Genomic DNA, 20,428 nt, shown 5'->3' with positions numbered 1-20,428 from the left:
CGATCAATGCGTTGCGCCATGCTCCACGCCCGGCCGCGGTACTTCGGCACGGGCGGCGGGTTCGCTGTCGATGCTGGCCATACGCTGCCGACCGCCAAAGCCAGCCGTTTCCTGATACAACAGGGTGATCGCGACGCGACGGTTGCGCGGGTCGTAGGGGTCTTTCGCGATCATCGGTTCGCGATCGGCCACGCCCTCGATCCGTTCGAAGCGGCGCTCGCCGACCCCGCCCAGCGCGAGGCGGCGGCGGGTCGCTTCGGCCCGGCCCGACGACAGCATCCAGTTGTTCATGTCCTGCGGCCGGCCATAGGCGACGGCGTCGGTATGGCCGCGGATCATGATCGTGTTGGGCAGGTCGCGCACCGTCTGCGCGATCATCGTCATCAGCTTGGACGCTTCGGGGGCGAGGGCGGTCGTGCCGAGCGCGAACATCGAGTAATCGGCATTGTCGACCAGGTCGATGCGCACCCCGTCATGGGTCGGCACGAAGCGGACGTTGCGCGCCAGCTTGCGCAGTTCGGCGTTGCTCGCCATCCGCTGTGCCAGCGTCCGCTTGACGCGTTCGAAGGCCTTTTTGTCGGATTCGGTCATTTCGGATTTCTTCTTCAACCGGCCCTTTTCGCCGGCGCCTTCCTTCGCGCCGCCATTGGCGTCGACGGGAATGGTCAGCGAGCGGGTGCCGGTCTGTGCGGCGCGGTGGGGATAGCTGTCCTGGTCGACGATCGATTCGCCGCCGAACAGCCCGTTCGACCCCGCCGATCCCGCCTTCACGGTGACCAGCGTCGGCGCGAAATAATCGGCCAGCCCCTTGCGCTGCTTCTCGGTCGTGGCACCCAGCAGCCACATCAGCAGGAAGAACGCCATCATCGCCGTCACGAAATCGGCATAGGCGACCTTCCACGCGCCGCCGTGATGGCCGCCATGGCCGGCTTCGATGATCTTCTTGACGATGATGATGGGTGGCGGCTGGTTATTGCCGTGCGGAGCGCGGGCCATGGATCAGCGCCCGCGCAGGCCGTCGAAGACTTCGGCGAAGCCGGGCTGGTTGTGATGCGCGATGCCCGAACGCGCCGCTTCGATCACCAGCGGCTGCGGATGGCCGTGGAGCGAGGCGATGATGATCTGCTTTACGACGTGATAGATGGCGGCATCGGCATCGATCACCTGTTGCAGCCGCGTCGCAAGCGGACCGACCAGACCGTAGGCGAGCAGAATGCCGAGGAACGTGCCGACCAGCGCCGACCCGATCATGCCGCCAAGGATCGAGGGCGGCTTGTCGATCGATCCCATCGTCTTCACCACGCCCAGCACGGCGGCGACGATGCCGAGCGCCGGCAACGCGTCGGCGAGGCCCTGCAGCGTGGTTTGCGGCCCCTGTTCCTCGTGGTGGTGCGTCTTGATGGCGTTGTCCATGACCTCTTCGACCGCATGTACGTCGAGCGTGCCCGACGACACGACGACGAGGCGCAGCGTGTCGGCGATCAGGTTGACCAGCGTATGGTCCTTCATCAGGCGGGGATATTCGCCGAACACCGACGACGATTTCGGGTCCTCGACATGCGGTTCGAGCGCGATCGGCCCTTCGGCGCGCAGCATCTTCATCAGCTTCGACACGAGGAAGATCGCGTCGAGATAGTCCTGCTTCTTGTACTTGGGGCCCTTCATGACCTTCATGAAGCCGCCGCCCATCCCCTTCAGCTCGCGGCCGGAATTGCCGATGATCAGCGCGCCGACGGCGGCACCGCCGATGATCAGCATCTCGTGCGGCAGGGCATGCATCACGGGGCCGAGGTCACCGCCGGTGAACGCGAACCCGCCGAACACCATGGCGAGTAGGACGACTAAGCCGATAGCCGGAAACATGTGGCGCTTGCCCCCTGGGGTTACGAACTGCCGCGTCGCAGGGTGCGGCGCGTCATGCGATCCCCCTTTTCCACGATAGAGGTCGAGAAATCGTTACCGGCCGCAAATCAGGTAAAAAGGCCGGTCAGCATTCACTTGAGGTAGTTGAACAGCGACAGGCCGGCGAGCTTGGCGATGCTCGCCTGCGTCGCGCTGAGGATGGTGACCGTCTTCTGAAATTCGACCATCGTCGTGGACAGATCGGTATCTTCCAGCGCGCTGCGCGCCTCCTCGCGGTCGAGGCCGATGGTATCGAGCTGCGTCGATTCGATCTCCAGCCGGGCCGCGCGCGCGCCGGACGAGGCGCGGGCCGAGGTCACCTGTGCCTCCGCCCGGTCGAGCTGGCCCAGCACGGTGCGGATCTTGGTGGCGAATTCGGCACGCGGCACGGCAGGGTCGAACACCGGCGGGTTGGCCGGATCGACCGGCGGCGCGTCGGGATCGACCGGCGCTTCGGTGAACGAAATACCCATCGCCTTCACCAGATCGTCGATCATTGCAAAGACATCGACGGTGCCGGGGGTGTCGGGATCGCCGCCGAACACCCGGCGGCCGTCCAGCCCGACCTGCACGTTGCTCGATTCGCCGATGCGGACGTTCGCGACCGATGCGTTGCCGGTATAGGTGATCGCGCCGGTCGTCGCGTCCTGGGCAAAGGCGGTTTCGCCGGTGCCGCCGAACACGGGATGGCCGCGCACGTCGCGGCTGTTGGCGATCGCCAGCAACCCGTCGCGAATCTCGGTCAGTTCGGTCGCGATCGCGGCCTTGTCCTTGTCGTTCAGCGTCTCGCTGCTCGCGCGCGTCGCCAGTTCGCGGACGCGCACCAGCCGTTCATCGGCATTGGCCAGCGCCGTATCGGATTGCGCCAGCAGCCCGCGCGACAAGGTGATGTTGGCGCGGAACGCGGCGGAATCGGCGTCGTCCTTCTTGATGCCGCCCAGCAGCATCCACGACGTCGAATCCTGCGACGCGACGTTCAGCCGCTTTTGGGTCGACAATTCGGTGTTCAACCGGTTCAGGTCGTTGTTGAGCAACGACATCTGCTTGGTCGACCGGTTGTAGAAGCTGGCGGTGGAAATCTGCATCGTTCGTCCTATCGGATCGCAAGCAGGGTATCGATCGTCTCGCGCGCGACCTGGATCACGCGGCTGGACGCCTGATACGCCTGTTGGAAGCGCATCAGGTCGACGGCCTCTTGGTCGAGGTTGACGCCCGCAGCGGAATCGCGGGCGTCGACCGCCGAATCGCGGATCGCGCCCTGCGCCTCGGCAATGGTCTGGCGCGCCTTCAGCGCCGATCCGTTGCTCGATTGCAGCGACACGATGGACTGTTCGAAGGCGCCGGTACGGCGGATGGTCGCTAGCGTCTGGAGATTGCCGCTGTCGCGCGGGCCGGCATCGGTGGTGGCGGCACCGATCAGCTTGGGGTCGTTCAGCACCCGCGTGACCCGCCCGGCATCGTCGATCAGGAACATGTCGGCCCCCGGATCGCCGTTCAGGTCGTCGCCGGTATTGAGCGCACCATTGACGCCGTCGACGAACGCCTTGGTGACGGCGACCACTTCGCCGCGCATCTCGCTGATCCGCTGTGCGCCATCGATCATGCCCGCCATCCCGCCGCCCTTGGGGGTAAGGCCGTATTCGGTCCCGCCGCGCATCACGGTGAAGATCGGCTGACCCGATTCGCTGCGGCCGAACTGCACCGTCGATGCCACGATCCCGTGGACCATCACCGGGCCTTCGGTCCCGCCGGCGCGAACGGTCACCCGTCCGACGGGATCGAACTGGACGTCGATATCGGTCAGCTCGCTCATGGCGTCGAGCATCCGGTCGCGCTGGTCGAGCAGTTGCGCCTGTCCGGTCGATCCGCTGGCGACCCGCGCCAGCCCGTCGTTGATGCGGGCGAGCGCCGCGGCGGCGTTGGTGACCTTTTCCGCTGCGTCGCCGGCCGTCAGGTCGAGCGTTTTGGACGCGGCATCGAGCGTGGAGACGGTGCCCAAAAATGCCTGGGCAACGCCCTCGGCCGCCTCGAGCATCGACCGGCGCGGCGCATCGGCCGACGGATCGGCCGACAGCGCGGTGCCGGCGTTGAAGAACGCGGTCATGCGGTCGGTCAGCGCCTGGCTGTTCAGTGCCGCTTCGATCCGTTCGAGCCACATGACGCCGCCGTCGCTGCGCGTCACGTCTGACGTGGTCTGCCGTACCTGTGCCGATCGGAACACATCGGCCGAACGGGTGATGCCGGCGATCGCCACGCCGCTGCCGTTCGTCTGTCGCGACGATCCGACGCCCACCTCGGCAAGCGTGGCGGTACGGCGGACATAGCCGGTCGTCCCGGCGTTCGCGATGTTATCCGACGTCGTGGTCAGCGCCGATTGATAGGCCCTGACCCCGCTCGCGCCGATCGACAGCAGGTCGCTCATCCGCTCTTCCCTTCGGAGGGATTAACGGCCGGTTGCGGCTCAGCTTGCGTCGAATTGGCGGTTTCCGCCATGTTAACCTTCTGCGACCGGGCCAGAAACTCGGTCATCGCCTTGCCGATGCCCAGCGGCGTGGTGACCGCCATGTTCTCGGCGACCTTCTGGTCCCACATGTCGCGGAACTGGCCCGATGCCTTGTTCTCGAACAGGCCGTCGGCGAGCTTCGCCTGGCGCATCGATTTCAGCATCATGCCGGTGAACACCGATTCGAAGCGTTCGCCCGCGGCCTTCAGGTTCTTGTTCGAACCGATGCGGCTGGTGTCGACCCCGATGCCGGTCGTCGCGCCGATCACGCTCACAGGACGACCAGCTCGGCCTTGAGGGCCCCCGATTCCTTCAGCGCCTCGAGGATGGCGACCAGATCGGCGGGCGATGCGCCGATCGCGTTGATCGCCTTCACCACGTCGGCCAGCTTCGGACCCGGCGCCAGCAGGAACATCGGCTTGACCTCCTGCTCGACCGTCACGCCGCTCTTCTGCTCGACGGCGGTCTGGCCCTGGCTCAAGGGTGCCGGCTGGCTGATGCGCTGGTCCTCGTCGATCTTCACGGTCAGCTTGCCGTGGGTGACGGCCGAGGGCGAGACGCGGACGGCGGAGTTGATGACGACGGTGCCGGTGCGGGCGTTGACGATGACACGCGCGGCGGTTTCCGCCGACTCGACGGGCAGGTTCTCGACCTCGCTCATCAGCATCGAGCGGGTATCGGCGCCGGGCGCGGCGCGCATCGCCACCGACACCGCGTCGATCGCGGTCGCGGTGCCGGCGCCGAAGCGACGGTTGATCGCACCCGCGACGTTCTGCGCGGTGGTGAAGTCGGCCTGCGCGAGGTTGAAGGTAAGCGTCGGCGCGGTAGCGAAGCCGGTGTCGACGGTGCGCTCGACAGTCGCTCCGTCGGGAATGCGCCCGGCCGAGGGGATGTTGACGACGATCTTCGACCCGTCGGCACCCTCGGCCCCCAGGCCACCGACCGCGAGGTTGCCCTGCGCCATCGCATAGATCTGCCCATCGGCACCCATCAGCGGTGTCATGACCAGCGCGCCGCCGCGCAAGCTCTTGGCCTTGCCCATCGACGCGACGGTCACGTCGATCCGCTGGCCGGGTTTGGCGAAGGCGGGCAGTTCGGCGGTGATCATGACGACCGCCGCGTTCTTCAACCCCGGGTTCATCCCCTGCGGCAGCTGCAGCCCCATGCGCGACGTGATCGCCTTCACCGACTGCACGGTATATTCGAGATTGTCGTCGCCGGTGCCGGGCAGGCCGACGACGATGCCGTAGCCGGTCAGCTGGTTCGAGCGGATACCCTGGAAGCGGCCGAGGTCCTTGACCCGTTCCGCCGCGGCGGGCTGAACGATCAGGAGGGCGGCGGCGAGGATGGCGAGCAGGAAGCGCATCGGGCGGTCCTAGAACGGGCTAACGACCTGGAAGAAGCGGCTGAGCCACCCCTGCCGGCTGGCGCGGGCGACATCGCCCTTGCCGGTGTACGAGATGCGGGCATCGGCGACGCGGGTCGACGGCACGCGGTTGTTGATGTCGACATCGGCGGAGCGCACGACGCCCTTGATCGCGACGAATTCGTCGCCGCGGTTCAGCGTCACCCGCTTCTGCCCCTGCACCAGCATGGTGCCGTTGGGATAGACTTCGGCGACGGTCACCGACAGTTCGCCCGACAGTGCGTTGGTCTGGTCGGCGGAACCGGTGCCGCCGAAATTGCGGCCGCCCGATGCCTTGGCGATGTTCGGGTCGAACGACAGCGGCCCGACCGACGGCGGGGTGACCGAGAAGCCACCCGAGCTGTCGAGCTTCGAGCCCGCCGATTTCGACGCGCTGGTGCGTTCGACCAGCACGATGGTCAGCGGGTCGCCGACCTTCTTGGCGCGCCAGCCTTCGTACAGTGCGGCATAGCCCTGATCCGCCTGAAAGATCGCGCCGGTCGCGACGACCGGGACCACCGGTGCCGCGGGACGCGAGGCGGTGTAATCCTCGGGCGGCAATTTCTTGCCGAACAGCGGGCGGGCGGTTGCCGGCATTGCCGCCAGCACGACCGCGGCAAGCGCGAACACGCGCGCGATCGTTGCGAGCGCGCGGGCGCGCGCGGGGTCAGATGTTCTGGTTGACATATTTCAGCATTTCATCGGTGGCCGAGATCATCTTGGAATTGACCTCATAGGCGCGTTGCGTCTCGATCATGTCGACGAGTTCCTCGACGACGTTGACGTTCGATCCTTCCAGCATCCCCTGCCGGATGCGGGCGCGGCCATCCAAACCGGCGACGCCGGTTTGCGCTGCGCCCGATGCGCCGGTTTCGATCAGGAAATTGTCGCCGACCGGCTGGAGGCCCGCCGAATTGGCGAAGGTCGTGACCTGGATCTGGCCGATTGGGGTCGCTTCGGTCTGGTTGGGGATCGTCGCGCTGACCGTGCCGTCGCCGCCGATGGTGATCGAGGTCGCCCCTTCGGGCAGGGTGATGCCGGGCATCACCTGATAGCCTTCGGTCGTGACCAGCATGCCCTCTGGCGAGCGGCTGAAATTGCCGGCGCGGGTATAGCCCAGCTGCCCGCCGGGCAGCTGCACCTGGAAATAGCCGTCGCCTTCCAGCGCCACGTCGAGCGTGTTGCCGGTCGAGGCGAGCGAGCCCTGCGTCTGAATGCTGGCCGTCCCCTGCACCTTTACGCCGGTGCCGAGGTTGAGGCCGGTGGCATAGCGCGATTCCTGGGTCGATGCGGCACCCTGTGCGGTGACGATCTGGTAGCTCAGCGTTTCGAACGACGCGCGGTCGCGCTTGAACCCGGTCGTGTTGACGTTCGCCAGGTTGTTCGAGATGACGCGCATCCGCGTGTCCTGGGCGTCCAGCCCGGTGCGGGCGATATGCAGTGCGGCGTTGGCCATGTCCTGTTTCCCTTAACTCTGGACGCGCATCAGGTTGGCGGAGGATTCATCCATCTCCTTCGCCTGCTTCAACATGCCCGCCTGTACTTCGTACGAGCGCTGGTTCTCGATCATGTCGACCAGCGCCTGGGTCATGTTGACGTTCGACTGTTCCAGCGCGCCCGAGCGCACCTTGGCGGTCATGTCGCCGGGCAGGACCCCGCCGCCGCGAACGTGCAGCAGGTTGTCGATGCCCTTGACGGTATTGCTGCCCTGGGGGCTCGCAAGCTTGATCTGGCCGATCTCCTGATCGGGGGTGCCCGGCGCCGCGCCCTGCGGCACGATCATCACCCGGCCATCCGCGGTGATCGAGATCGCCTGGTACGGCGGCACGGTGATCGGGCCGCCGGTTCCCATGACCGGCAAGCGATCGCCGGTCTCCAGCGTGCCGGCGGCAGAAACCTGCAGGTCGCCGCGGCGGGTATAGGCTTCGGTGCCGTCGGGACCCTGCACCGCCATCCAGCTGTCGCCTTCCAGCGCGATGTCGAGCGGGCGGCCGGTCGCGAGGATCGCGCCGGCCCGGCGGTCCATGTCGCGCACTTCCTCCGAAGAGGGCGAACGGGTTTCGAGCTCGCCGTTCTTGCCCTTCAGCAACAACTGCTCGAAATCGATCTTGTCCGCGCGATACCCGATCGTCGAGCCGTTCGCGATATTGTTCGCGATCGTCGCCTGCGCGGCCATATGGCCACGCATCCCCGACATTGCGGTGTAGACCAGCCGGTCCATCGAAACCTCCCAACTATGACCCTCGCTACACAGCAAGGGTCATGCCAGTTTCAGCAGTTAAGCACGCAGATCGAGGATCGACCGCGTGATCTGGTTCGAGGTGTCGAGCGCCTTCGAGTTCGCCTGGAAGTTGCGCTGCGCGGCGATCAGGCCGACCAGTTCCTCGGTGATGTCGACGTTCGACCCTTCGATCATGCCCGACATCAGCGAGCCGGCGCCGTTCTCGCCCGAGCTGGCGAAGGTCGGTTCGCCCGACAGGCCGGTCGCCTGCCAGTTGCTGTTGCCCATCTGGCGCAGGCCGGGCGAGTTCGAGAAGGTGACCATCGCCACCTGGCCCAGCGCCTTGGTATCGCCGTTCGAATAGCTGGCGGTGACGATGCCCTTTTCGTTGATCGTCACGCCCTGCAGCCGGCCGACGGCGATGCCGTCCTGCGTCTGGGTACCGACCTTGAACGGCTTGGTAGTCGCAGCCGAAGTGGTCGGGATGGTCAGCGTGATCTGCTGCTGCGCCACGCCGCTGGCCGGCATGAACGAGTCGAAGGTCGTGGCAACCGGCGTCGTCAGCTTTCCGGTCGCGTCGAAGGTGACCGGTACGGCCTGGGTCGCGCCGACCTTCATCTCCTGATCGCCGACGAAGCTGTACGCTTCCCACGTGCTCGACAGATCCTCAGCCGCAGGCGGCGTGGTGACGACCGGCGGGGTGGTGCGCTTCAGATAGGTGGTCATCGTCATCGGATTGCCGGCACCGTCATAGACGGTGGTGGCGATCGATTCGTTGTAGCTCGACGAATCGAACCGGCTGAACGCCGCGGTTTCCGGCACGACCGACCGCGCGTTGAGATTCACGCCCAGCGCGACGTTGTTGGTGCCCGAGGCCTTGCCCGAGGTGCTGGCGAGCACGAGGTCGCTCAGCGACGCGCGGGTCGTCGCGACGACGTTGCCCGAACCGTCGACCGGATAGACCTGCAACCGCGCGCCCTGCGCATCGGTGACGAACTGGTTGGCATCGACGCGCAGCGAACCGTTGCGGGTGAAGGTCAGCCCTTCCTTGGTCGGGTCCTGCTTGAGCGCCAGGAAGCCGTCGCCGGCGATCGCGATGTCGAGGGACGACGACGACTGGACGAGGTTGCCTTCGCCGAACTGCTGGCGATTTCCCTTCACCACCGTACCCGAACCGACCATCTGCGTCGGCGCCACGGCAAGGTTCGACGCGATCACGTCGGCGAATTCGGCACGGCTCTTCTTGAAACCGGTGGTGCCGACGTTGGCAAGGTTGTGCGAGATCGACGCCATGTCGACCTGCGAGGCCTTCAGACCGGAGAGCGAAGTGTAGAAGGACATGGGTTAGGCTCCTGCGATAATTCGAATGAAAAGATTGAAATCAGGCAATCTTGCGAACGGTTTCGGCTTGCACCTGCTCGCCGCTCGACAGCGTCAGCAGCGGCTTGCCGTTGTTCGGAACGACGGACGACACCCCGGCCCAGGCAAGGTTGCGGGCCTTGACGACCTGTCCGTTCTGGTCGGTGGCGGCGACGCTGATGGTATAGGGACCGGCCCCGGCGGCGCTGCCGTCGTCGGTCTTTCCGTCCCACTGGTAATCGACCATGCCGGCCGGCTGGGCCCCCAGCGAGACGGAACGGGCAAGGTTGCCCGACGCGTCGCGGATCTCGACCTTCACCTGCTGCGCTTCGCCGTCCAGTTCGACCGCACCGGTCACATTGCCCTTGGCATCGGCCACCGCGGTCGCGGTGGGGGTCAGGACCGCCTTGCCGATCCACGACACCGCGTCGCTGGTCCCGCCCATCCGGGCGGCCAGCGACTTCAGCGTCGAGCTCATCTCGGTAATGCCCGACAGCGACGACATCTGCGCCATCTGCGCCACCATCTGGGTGTTGTCGGTCGGGTTGAACGGGTCCTGATATTGCAGCTGCGCGGTCATCAGGCGCAGGAAATCGTCCTGCCCCAGCGACCGCTGGCCGAGCTTCGCCTTGGCAGCGGCGTCGTTCGCACCCTTTACCGTCGGAATATTCTGGATCGAAGTAGTGGCCATGATCAGCGTCCCAGGCGGAGCGTTTCGGTGATGAGCGACTTGGCGGTCGACATCACTTCGACATTGTTCTGATAGGTGCGGGCGGCATCGAGCATGTCGACCAGCTCGCGCGGTTCGTCGACGGCGGCTTCCCACACATTGCCCTCGGCATCGGCCAGCGGGTTGCCGGGGTCGTGGCGCTTCGACGGCGCTTCGCCGGCGGTCACCACCTGTGCCGCATCGACCGTCGCCAGGCCGCTGGCGGCATCGAAGCTGGTGCGGAACACCGGCTTCATCGTGCGATAGGCGCCGGCCTCGGTCGTCGACACCGCGCCGGCATTGGCAAGGTTCGACGCGGTGGTGTTCATCCGGATCAGCTGCGCCGACATGGCGCGGCCCGATACCTCGAAGATGCTCATGGGTGCGGGCATGGGCTTATTCCCCCTTCAGCGCGCGGGTGATGGTGGAGATACGCCCGTTGAGGAACGCGAGCGTCGTCTGATACGCGACCGCATTCTCGGCAAAGGCGGTCTGTTCGGTGACCAGTTCGACGGTGTTGCCGTCGAGCGAGGGTTGCAGCGGCCGGCGATAGAGCGTGTTGCCGTCGATCGAGCGGTCGACGTTGCCGCCCTGCTCGGCCCCTGCCAGCGCCGCGCGGAAGTCGACGTCCTTCGCCTTGAATCCGGGGGTGGACGCGTTGGCGATGTTCGACGCCAGCATCCCCATGCGCTGCGCACGCACCTGCAGCGCGGCACCATGTATCCCGAAGAGAGCGTTGTCGGCCATCGGACGAACCCCAAGTCGACGCGCCGGATGCGCATCACACGGGATCACAGCAAAGGGCGTGCCAGTTTCGCCGAAACCGGCCAGAAATCGGAAAATCGCGCCGATTGCCGCCATCGACCGGCAAGCGGCAACCGCGACCGGCAAGCGCTTGCCGGCACGAAAACTGGCATCGCCCTTGCAGAGAAGCGGGCATGATGCCGCCCGTGCTCGCCCCCTATGCCGATCCGGTCGCCGCCGCCTTCGTGGTCGGCGGCACCGCGCTCGCGCTGTTGATCCGTACCCCGCCCGCCGACCTCGGCCGCGCGCTGCGCGCGCTCGCCACGCTTGGGCGCCGGCCGTTTTCCGCCGAGGATGCGCTGGACCAGATCGGCAAGCTCGACCGGATCGCCAAGCGGCACGGCGTGATGACGCTCGACCGGTCGCGGATCGCCGATCCCGATATCGCCGACGCGATCGCCGGCATCGTCGACGGCGCCGGACCCGATGCGGTCGGCACGCGGCTGCGCCACCGCAACGAGGCGCGGGCCGAACGGCACCTTGCCGCCGCCGACATGTGGGGGGCGATCGCCGAACTGGCGCCGCTGCTGGGCATGATCGGCACGCTGGTCGGGCTGGTGCGGATGTTCATGGCGATGACCGACCCCGCCGCGATCGGACAGGCGATGGCGATCGCGCTGCTGTCCACGCTGTACGGCGCGCTGCTGGCCGCACTGGTCGGCATGCCCATCGCCGGGCGGTTGCGCCGGCTGGCGCGCGCCGAAGCATTCGAACGTGCCCGTCTGGAGGCACCCCTCGTCGCGCTCGCCAAACGCGAGCGCCCGCATCTTCGCGAGGCCGCAGAATGATGAGAATGACCCGTTTCGACACCGCGCCCGGCAGGCCGCTCTGGCTCACCACGCTGGCTGATATCTCGCTGCTGCTGGTCGGGTTCTTCGTATTCCTGCAGGCCGCGCAGGCGGTCGATCGCCGTGCGTTGACCGCCGGCATTCGCGCCGGGTTCGATGCCGAACCGATCCCGATGACGCTGGAGCGCGCGGTGGTGGACGGGTTCGCGCCCGGTTCGGCCGCCCTGCCCCGCGGTACCGCCAATACCGTCGACTTCGTGCGCGAGGCGGCGGCCGATCGCCGCATCGCCGTCACGCTGACCGGCGGGACCGATGGTGACGTCGATCCCGCCACCGGCAGCGCCGCGATCCTCGCCACCGACCGGGCGCGCGCCGTCGCCGCGCTGCTGGTGCGCGAAGGTGCGGTGACGCCGGCGCAGGTCGCCTTCGCGCCGCCGGGGATCGGCGGGCGCGGCGTCCATATCGACCTGGGCTTTGCCGGCGACCGGCAAGCCGTTGCCGACCGGCAAGCGCCGGTTGCCGCTTCCAACGGAGCCGACCAATGATCCGCCACAGCCTGTTCGCCGCCTTGCTGATCGCCAGCCCCGCCACCGCGCAGACCTTTCAGTCCACCACCCAGCTCGACGAGGCGGTGGTACAGTTCACCGGGGCCAGCATCGGCATGGACGGCGGCGCGCAGATGCCGGTCGACCCGCGCCTCAAGCTGGCGCGCTGTGCGATGCCGCAGTTCGGCTGGCTGTCCGACCGGCAGGATGCGGTCGTCATCAGCTGCATGGGGCCGGCATGGAAAGTCTATGTGCCGGTCCGCCGCATGACCCGCACGGTGCCCGAACGGGCGGTGCCGACCCCGATTGCGGCGGCGCCGGTCAAGGCGGAACCGGTCATCCGCCGCGGCGATCCTATCATGGTCGAGGCGGGCGCGCCGGGCTTTTCGATCACCCGCGACGGGGTGGCGATGGGCGATGCCCCGGTCGGCGGGCGGTTGATGGTGAAGGTCGACCCGGCCAAGCCGCCGATCCAGGCGGTGGCGCTGGAATCGGGACGTGCCGCGCTGCCCGGCTTCGGGCGTTAAGGTGGTTTTTGATCCGCTCGCGCGGATGGGCGGGACCTGCCCGCTCCCCAACCCGGCCACCCACACGGTATCCTCAATGGGTGACTGGGTGGGGGAGCGGGCAAGTGCCGCCCCGAACAAAAAATAATGGCCCGTAACTTTTTGCTAAAGAAATCCGCCCGGCCACCGTTTCTCCTCATGTCAGCAGTTCGCGAAGGACGGGGACATGGTGGATTCAGTCGGATCAAGGCTAGTTTCGTCGATCGGTGGGCGCGGTGTCGCGCGGACCGAGGGACAGGCACGCACGGGCACGACGCAGGCCCCACAGGACACCGGCGCGCCCAAGAGCGGCGTCGAACTCCTGTCGGGCGGCACCACCGCCAAGACGCTGTCGGCGTCGCCCCCGGTCGATACCGACCGCGTCGCGACGATCCGCAAGGCGATTTCCGAAGGACGCTTCCCCCTGTCCCCCGCTACCATCGCCGACCGGCTGATCGCCCTGAAACTCGATTGGAACAGCAATGAACCGGCGTGATGCGCTGATCCGGGTGATCGACAGCCTCCATGCCGAGATCGCGGCGTTGCAGGCGAACGACATCGCCGCGCTGGAAACCGCGACGGCGATGAAGCTGCAGGGGATCGAGGCGGTCGCCGCCAACGACGACCTGCCGCTCGATGCCGAGCTGGAGGTGCTGGCGCGCGAGGCGCAGCGGCTGAACGAGACGGCACGCATCTACGTCAACCTGATGGCGGCGAATGTCCGCCGACGGATCGACCAGCTGGCGGGCGGCGGCGGATTGCCGGCCTACCGGCCAGGCCTTGCCGCCACGCCGCAGCGTATGGCCGCGGCGGCATATCGGTAAGCAGCCGGATACCAAACTGGCACGCGCCTTGCTGTGATGCTTCCTGAACAGGGGAAGCGAAGTACAGCCCGATGAGCGTCGTTCCGGTAGAAGCCCGATCCTATGTCCACAGCGCGATCGCGAAGGCGAGCGCGAGGACCGGCGTCGATTTCAATTATCTGCTGGGACAGGCACAGGTCGAAAGCGGCCTGCAGACCAACGCGCGTGCGGGCACCTCCTCCGCGACCGGCCTCTACCAGTTCGTCGAACAGAGCTGGCTGGGCGTGGTGAAGGCGCACGGCGCCGAACACGGCATGCAATGGGCTGCCGACAGCATCCGACAGGGCAGCAACGGCCGCTATTACGTCGCCGACGGCGCGACCCGCCATGCGATCCTGCAGCTGCGCAACGACCCGCAGGCATCGTCGCTGATGGCCGCCGAACATGCCGCCGACAACAAGGCGGCGCTGGAAGGCGCACTCGGCCGCAGCGCGACCGGTACCGACCTGTATATGGCGCATTTCCTGGGGCTGGGCGGTGCGCGCCAGTTCCTGACGACGATGCAGAGCAATCCCGACCGTTCGGCCGCAAGCATGTTCCCCGCCGCCGCCCGCGCGAACCGGTCGATCTTCTACGGCGCCGGCGGCCAGCCGCGCTCGCTCGCCGAAATCTACGACAGGATGGCGACCAAGCTGGACCGCGGGGCGAAGGCCGGCGGCGGCAGCGGCGCCGACATGGGCGATGCGTTGGGCGGCTTTCCGGTCAACCGGATGCAGCAGCCCGCCGTGATGCTCAACGGCTTTGGCGGCGACGTCATCATGGGCACCGAGGCGCAGGGCGGCGACGAGGCGTGGCTGACCACGACGCTCGCCAACCTCAACGTCGTGCGCAGCCGCGGTGGCGATGCGACCGCCAATCCGGCGCAGATGGCCTCGCTCTATCGCCCGACGCCCGAGTCCGCACGGCTCGCCTATTCCATCCTCGCCAATCTGGGTAACGCGTGATGCAGGCGATCCTGAGCAATCCCAAGAGCGTCCTGCCCGCGCTGCGCCAGTCGGCGCTGCCGGGCGCGATCCTGCTGCTCGTCCTGCTGATGGTCGTGCCGATCCCGGCGTTCATGCTCGACATCTTCTTCGTCATGAACATCATGATCTCGATCGCGGTGTTGATGGTCGCGCTCAATGCGCAGAAGCCACTCGACTTTTCCGCGTTCCCGACCGTGCTGCTGTTCGCGACGCTGTTCCGTCTGGGGCTCAACGTCGCGTCGACCCGCGTCGTGCTGGTCCACGGGCATGAGGGCGAAGCGGCGGCGGGCCATGTCATCGAGGCGTTCGGCACCTTCCTGATCGGCGGCGACTATGTCGTCGGTCTCTTCGTGTTCTCGATCCTGATCATTATCAACATGATCGTGGTGACCAAGGGCGCGGGCCGCGTGTCCGAAGTGTCGGCGCGCTTCACCCTCGACGCGTTGCCCGGCAAGCAGATGGCGATCGACGCCGACCTGAACGCCGGCCTGATCACCCCCGACGAAGCCCGCAACAAGCGGATCGAGACCGGCGCCGAAGCCGATTTCTACGGCGCGATGGACGGTTCGTCGAAGTTCGTGAAGGGCGACGCGGTCGCCGGCCTGCTGATCCTGGCGATCAATATCGTCGGCGGCCTGATCCTCGGCGTCGTCAGTCACCAGATGGCGGTGGGCGAAGCGGCGCAGACCTATGTCCTGCTCGCGATCGGCGACGCGCTGGTCGCGCAGGTGCCCTCGCTGCTGCTCTCGATCGCCGCCGCCGCCATCGTGACCCGCGTCACCTCCACCTCGTCGCAGGACCTGGCCGGGCAGATCGGGACGCAGTTCGCGTCGCACCGTACCTGGGCACCGGTCGCCGGTATCCTCGGGCTGCTGGCGATGCTGCCGGGGATGCCGTTCCTCGTGCTGGCGCCCGCCGCGGGCATCGCCGGCTTCGCCTCGTGGAAGCTCGCCAAGCAGAAGAACGCGCCCCCGCCCGCCCCGCCGGTCGAGGCGCTGGCCGAACCGACCGACCTGTCGAAGATCGGCTGGGACGAGGTCAGCGACACCTGCCACATCATGCTCGACATCGGTTACGGCCTCGTGCCGCTGGTCGACGAGCGCAAGGGCGCGCCGCTGATGAGCCGGATCACCGGGGTCCGCCGCCAGCTGTCCAAGGAACTGGGCTTCGTCGTGCCGCAGGTGAAGGTGCGCGACGACATCAACCTCGCCCCCTACACCTATCGCATCTCGATCGGCGGCGTCGTCGTCGGCGAGGACATGGCGTCGGCGACCGAGATGCTGGCGCTCGACACCGGCCAGGCGGTTGGCGGTTTCCTTGAAGGCAAGGCGGCGAAGGACCCGACCTTCGGCCTCGACGCGGTGTGGATCCATCCGGGCGATTCGGATGCAGCCACGGGCGCCGGCTATCTGGTGGTCGATGCCGGGACGGTGATCGCCACCCACCTGAACCATGTGCTGACGGTCAACGCGACCGAGCTGCTGGGTCCGGACGAGGTGCAGTCGCTGCTCGACGGCCTGAAGGATCGCGCCGCCAATCTGGTCGCCGCGTTGTGCCCGAACCCGCTGTCGCTCACCACGCTGACGCAGGTGCTGCGCGCGCTGCTGGCCGAGAATATCACGCTCAAGGAATTCCGCCGCATCGCCGCCGCGATCGTCGTCGTCGCCCAACGGACGCAGGATGCCGACGAGATCGTCGAGCTGATCCGGCCGGAGCTGGGGGCGCTGATCATCCAGAAGCTGTGCGGGGTGCGCGAGCCGCTGCGCGTCATGACGCTGGAGGGGCAGCTGGAGGCCATATTGGGTCAGGCGATGCGCAACGACCCGACCGGGCGCCACGCGATCGAACCCGATCTCGGCCGCCGCATCGTCGACGCCCTGACCCACGCCGCGCAGCCGCTGATGGCCGAAGCCAAGCCGTTCGCGCTGGTCGTGCAGCCGTCGATCCGCGTCGCGATCCGCAAGCTCGTCAAGACCTGCCTGCCCGACACCCCCGTCATGAGCTTCTTCGAAGTTCCCGAGGACAAGGCAGTCGAAGTCGTCGCCGTCATCGGCGCCCCGGAGGCCATTCCCGCATGAACGCCCCCTTCTTTCCCCAGCCCGAGCTGAGCACGCCGGTCTATACCCGGCATGCCAGGCCCAATGACGGCGACGCGATCGTCCGCCGCCACCTGCCGCTGGTCCGCCGCATCGCGTGGCACGTCCATGGCCATATGAGCACGATGGTCGATGTCGAGGACCTGGTGCAGGTCGGGCTGGTCGCGCTGGTAGAGGCGGTGCCGGGCTTCGAGGATCGGGGCACGGTGACGTTCGAACAATATCTGGCGACCCGGCTGCGCGGGGCGATGATCGACGAGCTGCGGCGCCAGGCGACGATCAGCCGCGGCGCGATGAAGCGGCGGCGCGACTATGCCAAGGCGGTGTCGAGCCTGACGGTCGAGTTGGGGCGGACGCCGGTGCCGGCGGAGATCGCCGACCGGCTGGGCGTGCCGCTGGGACGGCTGCGGGTCGATTATGCCGATGTCCAGTCGGTGCAGTTCGATTCGATCGACGACGTCTATACCGACGAGGCGCCGTGGTTCATGGACGACGGCCCCGACGCGTTCGAGGCGCTGGCCGAGGGCGAGCTGCGCGAGGCACTGATCGCCGCGATCGCCGCGCTGCCCGAGCGCGAGGCGCAGGTGATCCAGCTTTATTATGTCGAGGAACTCAACCTCGAGGAGATCGGGCAGGTGCTGGGCGTCGGCGCGGCGCGGATCTGCCAGATCAAGAAGGCGGCGCATGAGAAGCTGAAACGGGGGCTGGCGCGAGCTACCGGGTAGTTTCGGTTATCTTTTCAGTGACTTGGTTGGGGTCGGACGGGGAGTCCGGCCCCGTCTGTGCGTCCAAAGTTCACAAAGTTCACACTAGTGGCGTTGTTTTGCGCGGGTGGACCGGGTGGCGTGGGGTCGGCGATGGGACCGGGCGGGATGCGGATGCTAGCGTAGGGCGTGGGGTGTAGGAAAGCGGGCTTTCCGGCCGGTGCGACTGCGCATTCCAGCCCCGCGCCTCGCCACAGTAGGCCCTAGCCTGCGCTGGGGCGACGGGCCGTGGTGTGGGTGTTGTCGATTACCCCCGCCCACAGCCGTACCCCGGCGGAGGCCGGGGTCCAGTTGGGAGGCGCCGGCGATGGAGGCGAAACGTCCCCCGACTGGGCCCCGGCCTTCGCCGGGGTAGGGGCTGTTGGGGCACGGACAACCTTATAACCCGACTGACGTACCCCCGCGCAGGCGGGGGTCCAGGGACCAGCAAGCTGCCGTTGCGATCGGTACTCGGGAACCACCGCCTGCGCGGGGGGTGCGCGTCGTCAGGCGTTTGGTCACGCGCGACATCCAGGTCTGTCCCCGCCTGCGCGAGGATGCGACCGATAGGCGGCCGTTTCGTTCCCCTGCCCTCGCTGCCGGCGCATCTGCGGCGATGCCCCTCCACCGTCCTTCGGACGGTCCCCCTCCCCGCGGGGCGGGGAGGATCTTGGCGCACACACATCTCGGCCGCAGCGCGCCCCTATATATCCTATATATAGAGTCTGCCCGCACCCCTGTCCGGACGCCGAAACCCCCGGCGACCTTGCGGTCGCCGGGGGCTGGTCCCGTTGCCGGGAGGTCCGCCGTCGCCGCCTTCTTCAAGGGGGAACGGCGACGGCGGGGCCGGATTAGCCGAGGAGCTTCAGCACGCCCTGCTGCGACTGGTTGGCCTGCGCCAGCATCGCGGTCGAAGCCTGGCCGAGGATCTGCGCCTTGGCGAGCGCCGTCGATTCCGACGAGAAGTCGGTATCTTCGATGCGGCTGCGGGCTTCCTGCAGGTTCGACGAGGTCGTGGTCAGGTTGTTGACGGTGACCTGCAGACGGTTCTGGACCGCACCAAGGTCGCCGCGGATCGACGAGACCTTGTCGAGCGCCTTGTCGATGGCGTTCATCGCCACCGAGGCATTCGCCTGGGTCGAGACGTTCAGCGCGCCGCCGACCATGCTCTCCGCACCGCCCTGGGCAGCCAGGCCGACCTTGGCGAGCGAGGCCGTCGAACCTTCGACGCGGATTTCCGCACCCGAGTCCGACTTCAGCTCGACACGACCGCGCAGTGTCAGGCCGGTGGCGATCGCACCGGTCGAGGCGCCGCCGTCATCGCCCTTCATGCCGATGACGAGGCCCGCCGAGGTGCCGGCCGCGCCGTCCTTCAGCGTGATGTCGTTGCCGGTCGACGAGGTCAGGATCAGGTTGCCGTCCTTGTCGCTCGAGGCGACCAGGCCGCTGATGCCGGCGTCGTTGATGTTCTTGACCACGTCCGACATCGACATGCCGGTCGTGCCGTCGGCATCGCTCAGCGTAACGGTCGCGCCGTTGATGGTCAGTTCGTTGGCGGCGACGATCTTCGACGCATCGAGGGCGACGGTGGCCGTCGTCGTCGCGGTCGCGGTCACGCCGCTGCTCTTCGACGTGGCGTTGATCGCGGCAGCTTTCGACGCGGCCGATGCATCGTTCGACGCACCGACGGCGACACCGTTGATCTTCACGTCGTCGGTGACGGCGAGCGCGGTGGCGCCGACGGCCGAACCCTTGACCGCGTCGGTCGTCGAGGTTTCGTTCAGGCCCAGCGCCGTCAGGTCGGTCGCATCGCCCGCGGTGCCGCGCTTGATGTCGATCGGCTGGCCGTCCGAGCTGTTGAGAGCGACGAAGCCGCCATAGGTGCCGGCGGTGAAGCCTGCCTTGCCCGCATCGGCGCCGGCGATGACGATGGTCTTGCCGGTGTCGTTCGACAGGACGATCTTGCCTTCGCTGTCGAGCTGCGCGCTGATGCCGCCCACGTCACGGTTGATCTTGTCGACCAGTTCCTGGCCGTTGGCGCCGGTCACGTTGACGGCGGTGCCGCCGCCGACCGCGATCGAGAAGCCGGTCGCGCTGGTCACGCCGCCCGAAGCGATCGGGCCGCCCGACAGGGTGTTGTATGCGGTCGCCGACACGCCGGTCTGGCCGGTGTTGGTGTTGATCGCGGCGGCCGTGGTTTCGGCGGTGCCGGCGGTCAGGTTGGCGCTGAACGCGTTCTTGCCGTTGATCTGGATGTCGCCGGCGTTGACCGTCGCGGCGCTGATGCGGCCGGTGGTCGCCTGACCTTCGACGCGATAGCCGTTCAGGCCGAGCGCGGTGGCCGAGGTGTTGGCGAGGCTGACCGAGGTGGTCTGGCCGGCCTGCGCACCGGTCTGGAGCGAGACGCTCTTCACCGAACCGTCGAGCAGGTTGATGCCGTTGAAGTTGGTCTTGTTCGAGATGTCGTTGATCTGCGCGGTCAGCTGCGAGACTTCCGACTGGAGCGACTTGCGTTCCGACGAACCCAGCGTGCCGTTCGCGGCCTGGCCGGCGAGTTCCTTCATGCGCTGCAGCATGTTGGTGACTTCGCCCAGCGCGCCTTCGGCGGTCTGCGCCATCGAGATGCCGTCGTTGGCGTTGCGCGCGGCGACGGCCATCGTCTTGATCTGGCTGGTCATGCGGCTGGCGATGGCGAGGCCGGCGGCGTCGTCCTTGGCCGAATTGATGCGCTTGCCGGTCGACAGGCGCTCCATCGACGCCTTGAGCGAATCATTGGCGGCGGTCGAGGCGTTGGCGGCGCGGAGCGATCCGATGTTGGATCCGATGACGGTCATTGGGTGTGTCCTCCAGTGTGACTTCCAGCGCCCCGCGTCCCCCCTTGAAGCGATCGGGATCGAAGCTGCTGCCCGGAGAAACGGCACGCGTCGGACCGAGTTAAGGAAAAAAGTTCCGGATTTTCGCCGGCCTCGCGCGCGCGAGG

The 20,428-nt window shown here is 67.3% G+C and carries 22 protein-coding genes and 2 pseudogenes; 9 read left to right on the top strand and 15 right to left on the bottom strand.

What is annotated here, in order from left to right; all coding sequences use genetic code 11:
* Positions 1–3: 3 nt before the first annotated feature.
* The 13 genes from MF610_RS15470 to flgB form a co-directional block, all read right to left on the bottom strand.
* Complete coding sequence (locus tag MF610_RS15470; RefSeq protein ID WP_242199747.1) at positions 4–996, bottom strand: flagellar motor protein MotB; 993 nt, start codon at positions 994–996, stop codon at positions 4–6.
* 3 nt (positions 997–999) lie between these two features.
* The gene (gene motA / locus MF610_RS15465) at positions 1,000–1,863 is read right to left on the bottom strand and encodes a flagellar motor stator protein MotA (RefSeq protein WP_242199744.1); all 864 of its coding nucleotides are present in this window, start codon (positions 1,861–1,863) and stop codon (positions 1,000–1,002) included.
* Between the two features lie 131 nt (positions 1,864–1,994).
* The gene (flgL, locus tag MF610_RS15460; RefSeq protein ID WP_242199741.1) at positions 1,995–2,987 is read right to left on the bottom strand and encodes a flagellar hook-associated protein FlgL; all 993 of its coding nucleotides are present in this window, start codon (positions 2,985–2,987) and stop codon (positions 1,995–1,997) included.
* A gap of 8 nt (positions 2,988–2,995) precedes the next feature.
* The gene (gene flgK / locus MF610_RS15455) at positions 2,996–4,324 is read right to left on the bottom strand and encodes a flagellar hook-associated protein FlgK (RefSeq protein ID WP_242199739.1); all 1,329 of its coding nucleotides are present in this window, start codon (positions 4,322–4,324) and stop codon (positions 2,996–2,998) included.
* Entirely contained in the window at positions 4,321–4,680 is a 360-nt protein-coding gene (locus MF610_RS15450; protein ID WP_242199736.1) for a rod-binding protein, read from the bottom strand. The genes flgK and MF610_RS15450 overlap by 4 nt, the downstream gene beginning before the upstream one ends.
* Positions 4,677–5,771, bottom strand: a complete 1,095-nt coding sequence (locus MF610_RS15445; RefSeq protein ID WP_242199733.1) for a flagellar basal body P-ring protein FlgI — start codon at positions 5,769–5,771, stop codon at positions 4,677–4,679. Before MF610_RS15445 ends, MF610_RS15450 begins: the two co-directional genes overlap by 4 nt.
* 9 nt (positions 5,772–5,780) lie before the next feature.
* A complete protein-coding gene (locus tag MF610_RS15440; RefSeq protein WP_242200329.1) occupies positions 5,781–6,407 on the bottom strand; it encodes a flagellar basal body L-ring protein FlgH in 627 nt (208 codons plus the stop codon).
* Between the two features lie 70 nt (positions 6,408–6,477).
* A complete protein-coding gene (flgG, locus tag MF610_RS15435; protein WP_242199730.1) occupies positions 6,478–7,266 on the bottom strand; it encodes a flagellar basal-body rod protein FlgG in 789 nt (262 codons plus the stop codon).
* Between the two features lie 12 nt (positions 7,267–7,278).
* On the bottom strand, positions 7,279–8,031 hold the full coding sequence (locus MF610_RS15430; RefSeq protein ID WP_242199727.1) for a flagellar basal body rod protein FlgF: 753 nt from the start codon (positions 8,029–8,031) through the stop codon (positions 7,279–7,281).
* A 57-nt stretch (positions 8,032–8,088) separates the two neighbouring features.
* Complete coding sequence (locus MF610_RS15425; RefSeq protein ID WP_242199715.1) at positions 8,089–9,372, bottom strand: flagellar hook protein FlgE; 1,284 nt, start codon at positions 9,370–9,372, stop codon at positions 8,089–8,091.
* Between the two features lie 40 nt (positions 9,373–9,412).
* Entirely contained in the window at positions 9,413–10,081 is a 669-nt protein-coding gene (locus MF610_RS15420) for a flagellar hook assembly protein FlgD (RefSeq protein WP_242199713.1), read from the bottom strand.
* Positions 10,082–10,083: 2 nt separating this feature from the next.
* Positions 10,084–10,491, bottom strand: a complete 408-nt coding sequence (gene flgC, locus MF610_RS15415) for a flagellar basal body rod protein FlgC (protein ID WP_242199710.1) — start codon at positions 10,489–10,491, stop codon at positions 10,084–10,086.
* 4 nt (positions 10,492–10,495) lie between these two features.
* Positions 10,496–10,846, bottom strand: coding sequence for a flagellar basal body rod protein FlgB (flgB, locus tag MF610_RS15410; RefSeq protein WP_125654134.1), 351 nt, complete (start codon positions 10,844–10,846; stop codon positions 10,496–10,498).
* A 27-nt stretch (positions 10,847–10,873) separates the two neighbouring features.
* Between flgB and MF610_RS15405 the strand changes: the two genes are divergently transcribed.
* The 9 genes from MF610_RS15405 (at position 10,874) to MF610_RS15365 (ending at position 17,430) form a co-directional block, all read left to right on the top strand.
* Positions 10,874–11,041 (top strand): hypothetical protein, encoded by a 168-nt coding sequence (locus MF610_RS15405; protein ID WP_242199704.1) that lies wholly within the window; start codon positions 10,874–10,876, stop codon positions 11,039–11,041.
* A complete protein-coding gene (locus tag MF610_RS15400; protein ID WP_242199703.1) occupies positions 11,038–11,691 on the top strand; it encodes a motility protein A in 654 nt (217 codons plus the stop codon). The genes MF610_RS15405 and MF610_RS15400 overlap by 4 nt, the downstream gene beginning before the upstream one ends.
* Before the next feature lie 5 nt (positions 11,692–11,696).
* Complete coding sequence (locus MF610_RS15395; protein ID WP_242199702.1) at positions 11,697–12,236, top strand: OmpA family protein; 540 nt, start codon at positions 11,697–11,699, stop codon at positions 12,234–12,236.
* Positions 12,233–12,763, top strand: a complete 531-nt coding sequence (locus tag MF610_RS15390; protein ID WP_242199701.1) for a flagella basal body P-ring formation protein FlgA — start codon at positions 12,233–12,235, stop codon at positions 12,761–12,763. Before MF610_RS15395 ends, MF610_RS15390 begins: the two co-directional genes overlap by 4 nt.
* A 205-nt stretch (positions 12,764–12,968) precedes the next feature.
* Positions 12,969–13,277 carry a flagellar biosynthesis anti-sigma factor FlgM gene (gene flgM, locus MF610_RS15385; RefSeq protein ID WP_242199700.1) on the top strand — a complete coding sequence of 103 codons (309 nt, stop codon included), beginning with the start codon at positions 12,969–12,971 and terminating at the stop codon, positions 13,275–13,277.
* Complete coding sequence (locus MF610_RS15380; RefSeq protein ID WP_242199699.1) at positions 13,264–13,605, top strand: flagellar protein FlgN; 342 nt, start codon at positions 13,264–13,266, stop codon at positions 13,603–13,605. The genes flgM and MF610_RS15380 overlap by 14 nt, the downstream gene beginning before the upstream one ends.
* A gap of 71 nt (positions 13,606–13,676) precedes the next feature.
* Positions 13,677–14,588: a lytic transglycosylase domain-containing protein gene (locus tag MF610_RS15375; RefSeq protein ID WP_242199698.1), complete on the top strand. Its 912-nt coding sequence runs from the start codon at positions 13,677–13,679 to the stop codon at positions 14,586–14,588.
* Positions 14,588–16,687: a flagellar biosynthesis protein FlhA gene (gene flhA, locus MF610_RS15370; RefSeq protein ID WP_242199697.1), complete on the top strand. Its 2,100-nt coding sequence runs from the start codon at positions 14,588–14,590 to the stop codon at positions 16,685–16,687. The genes MF610_RS15375 and flhA overlap by 1 nt, the downstream gene beginning before the upstream one ends.
* Positions 16,684–17,430 (top strand): sigma-70 family RNA polymerase sigma factor, encoded by a 747-nt coding sequence (locus tag MF610_RS15365; RefSeq protein WP_242199696.1) that lies wholly within the window; start codon positions 16,684–16,686, stop codon positions 17,428–17,430. The genes flhA and MF610_RS15365 overlap by 4 nt, the downstream gene beginning before the upstream one ends.
* Before the next feature lie 869 nt (positions 17,431–18,299).
* Here MF610_RS15365 and MF610_RS15360 read toward each other — a convergent pair.
* Together MF610_RS15360 and MF610_RS15355 are read right to left on the bottom strand one after the other, a co-directional pair.
* Positions 18,300–18,551, bottom strand: a pseudogene (locus tag MF610_RS15360) (flagellin); the annotation flags it as partial.
* 1,323 nt (positions 18,552–19,874) lie between these two features.
* Positions 19,875–20,282, bottom strand: a pseudogene (locus tag MF610_RS15355) (flagellin N-terminal helical domain-containing protein); the annotation flags it as partial.
* Between the last annotated feature and the right edge of the window lie 146 nt (positions 20,283–20,428).

The sequence above is a fragment of the Sphingomonas hankookensis genome (assembly GCF_022664465.1).
GTDB lineage: Bacteria > Pseudomonadota > Alphaproteobacteria > Sphingomonadales > Sphingomonadaceae > Sphingomonas > Sphingomonas hankookensis.
This window is presented reverse-complemented; position numbering and strand designations above follow the sequence as displayed.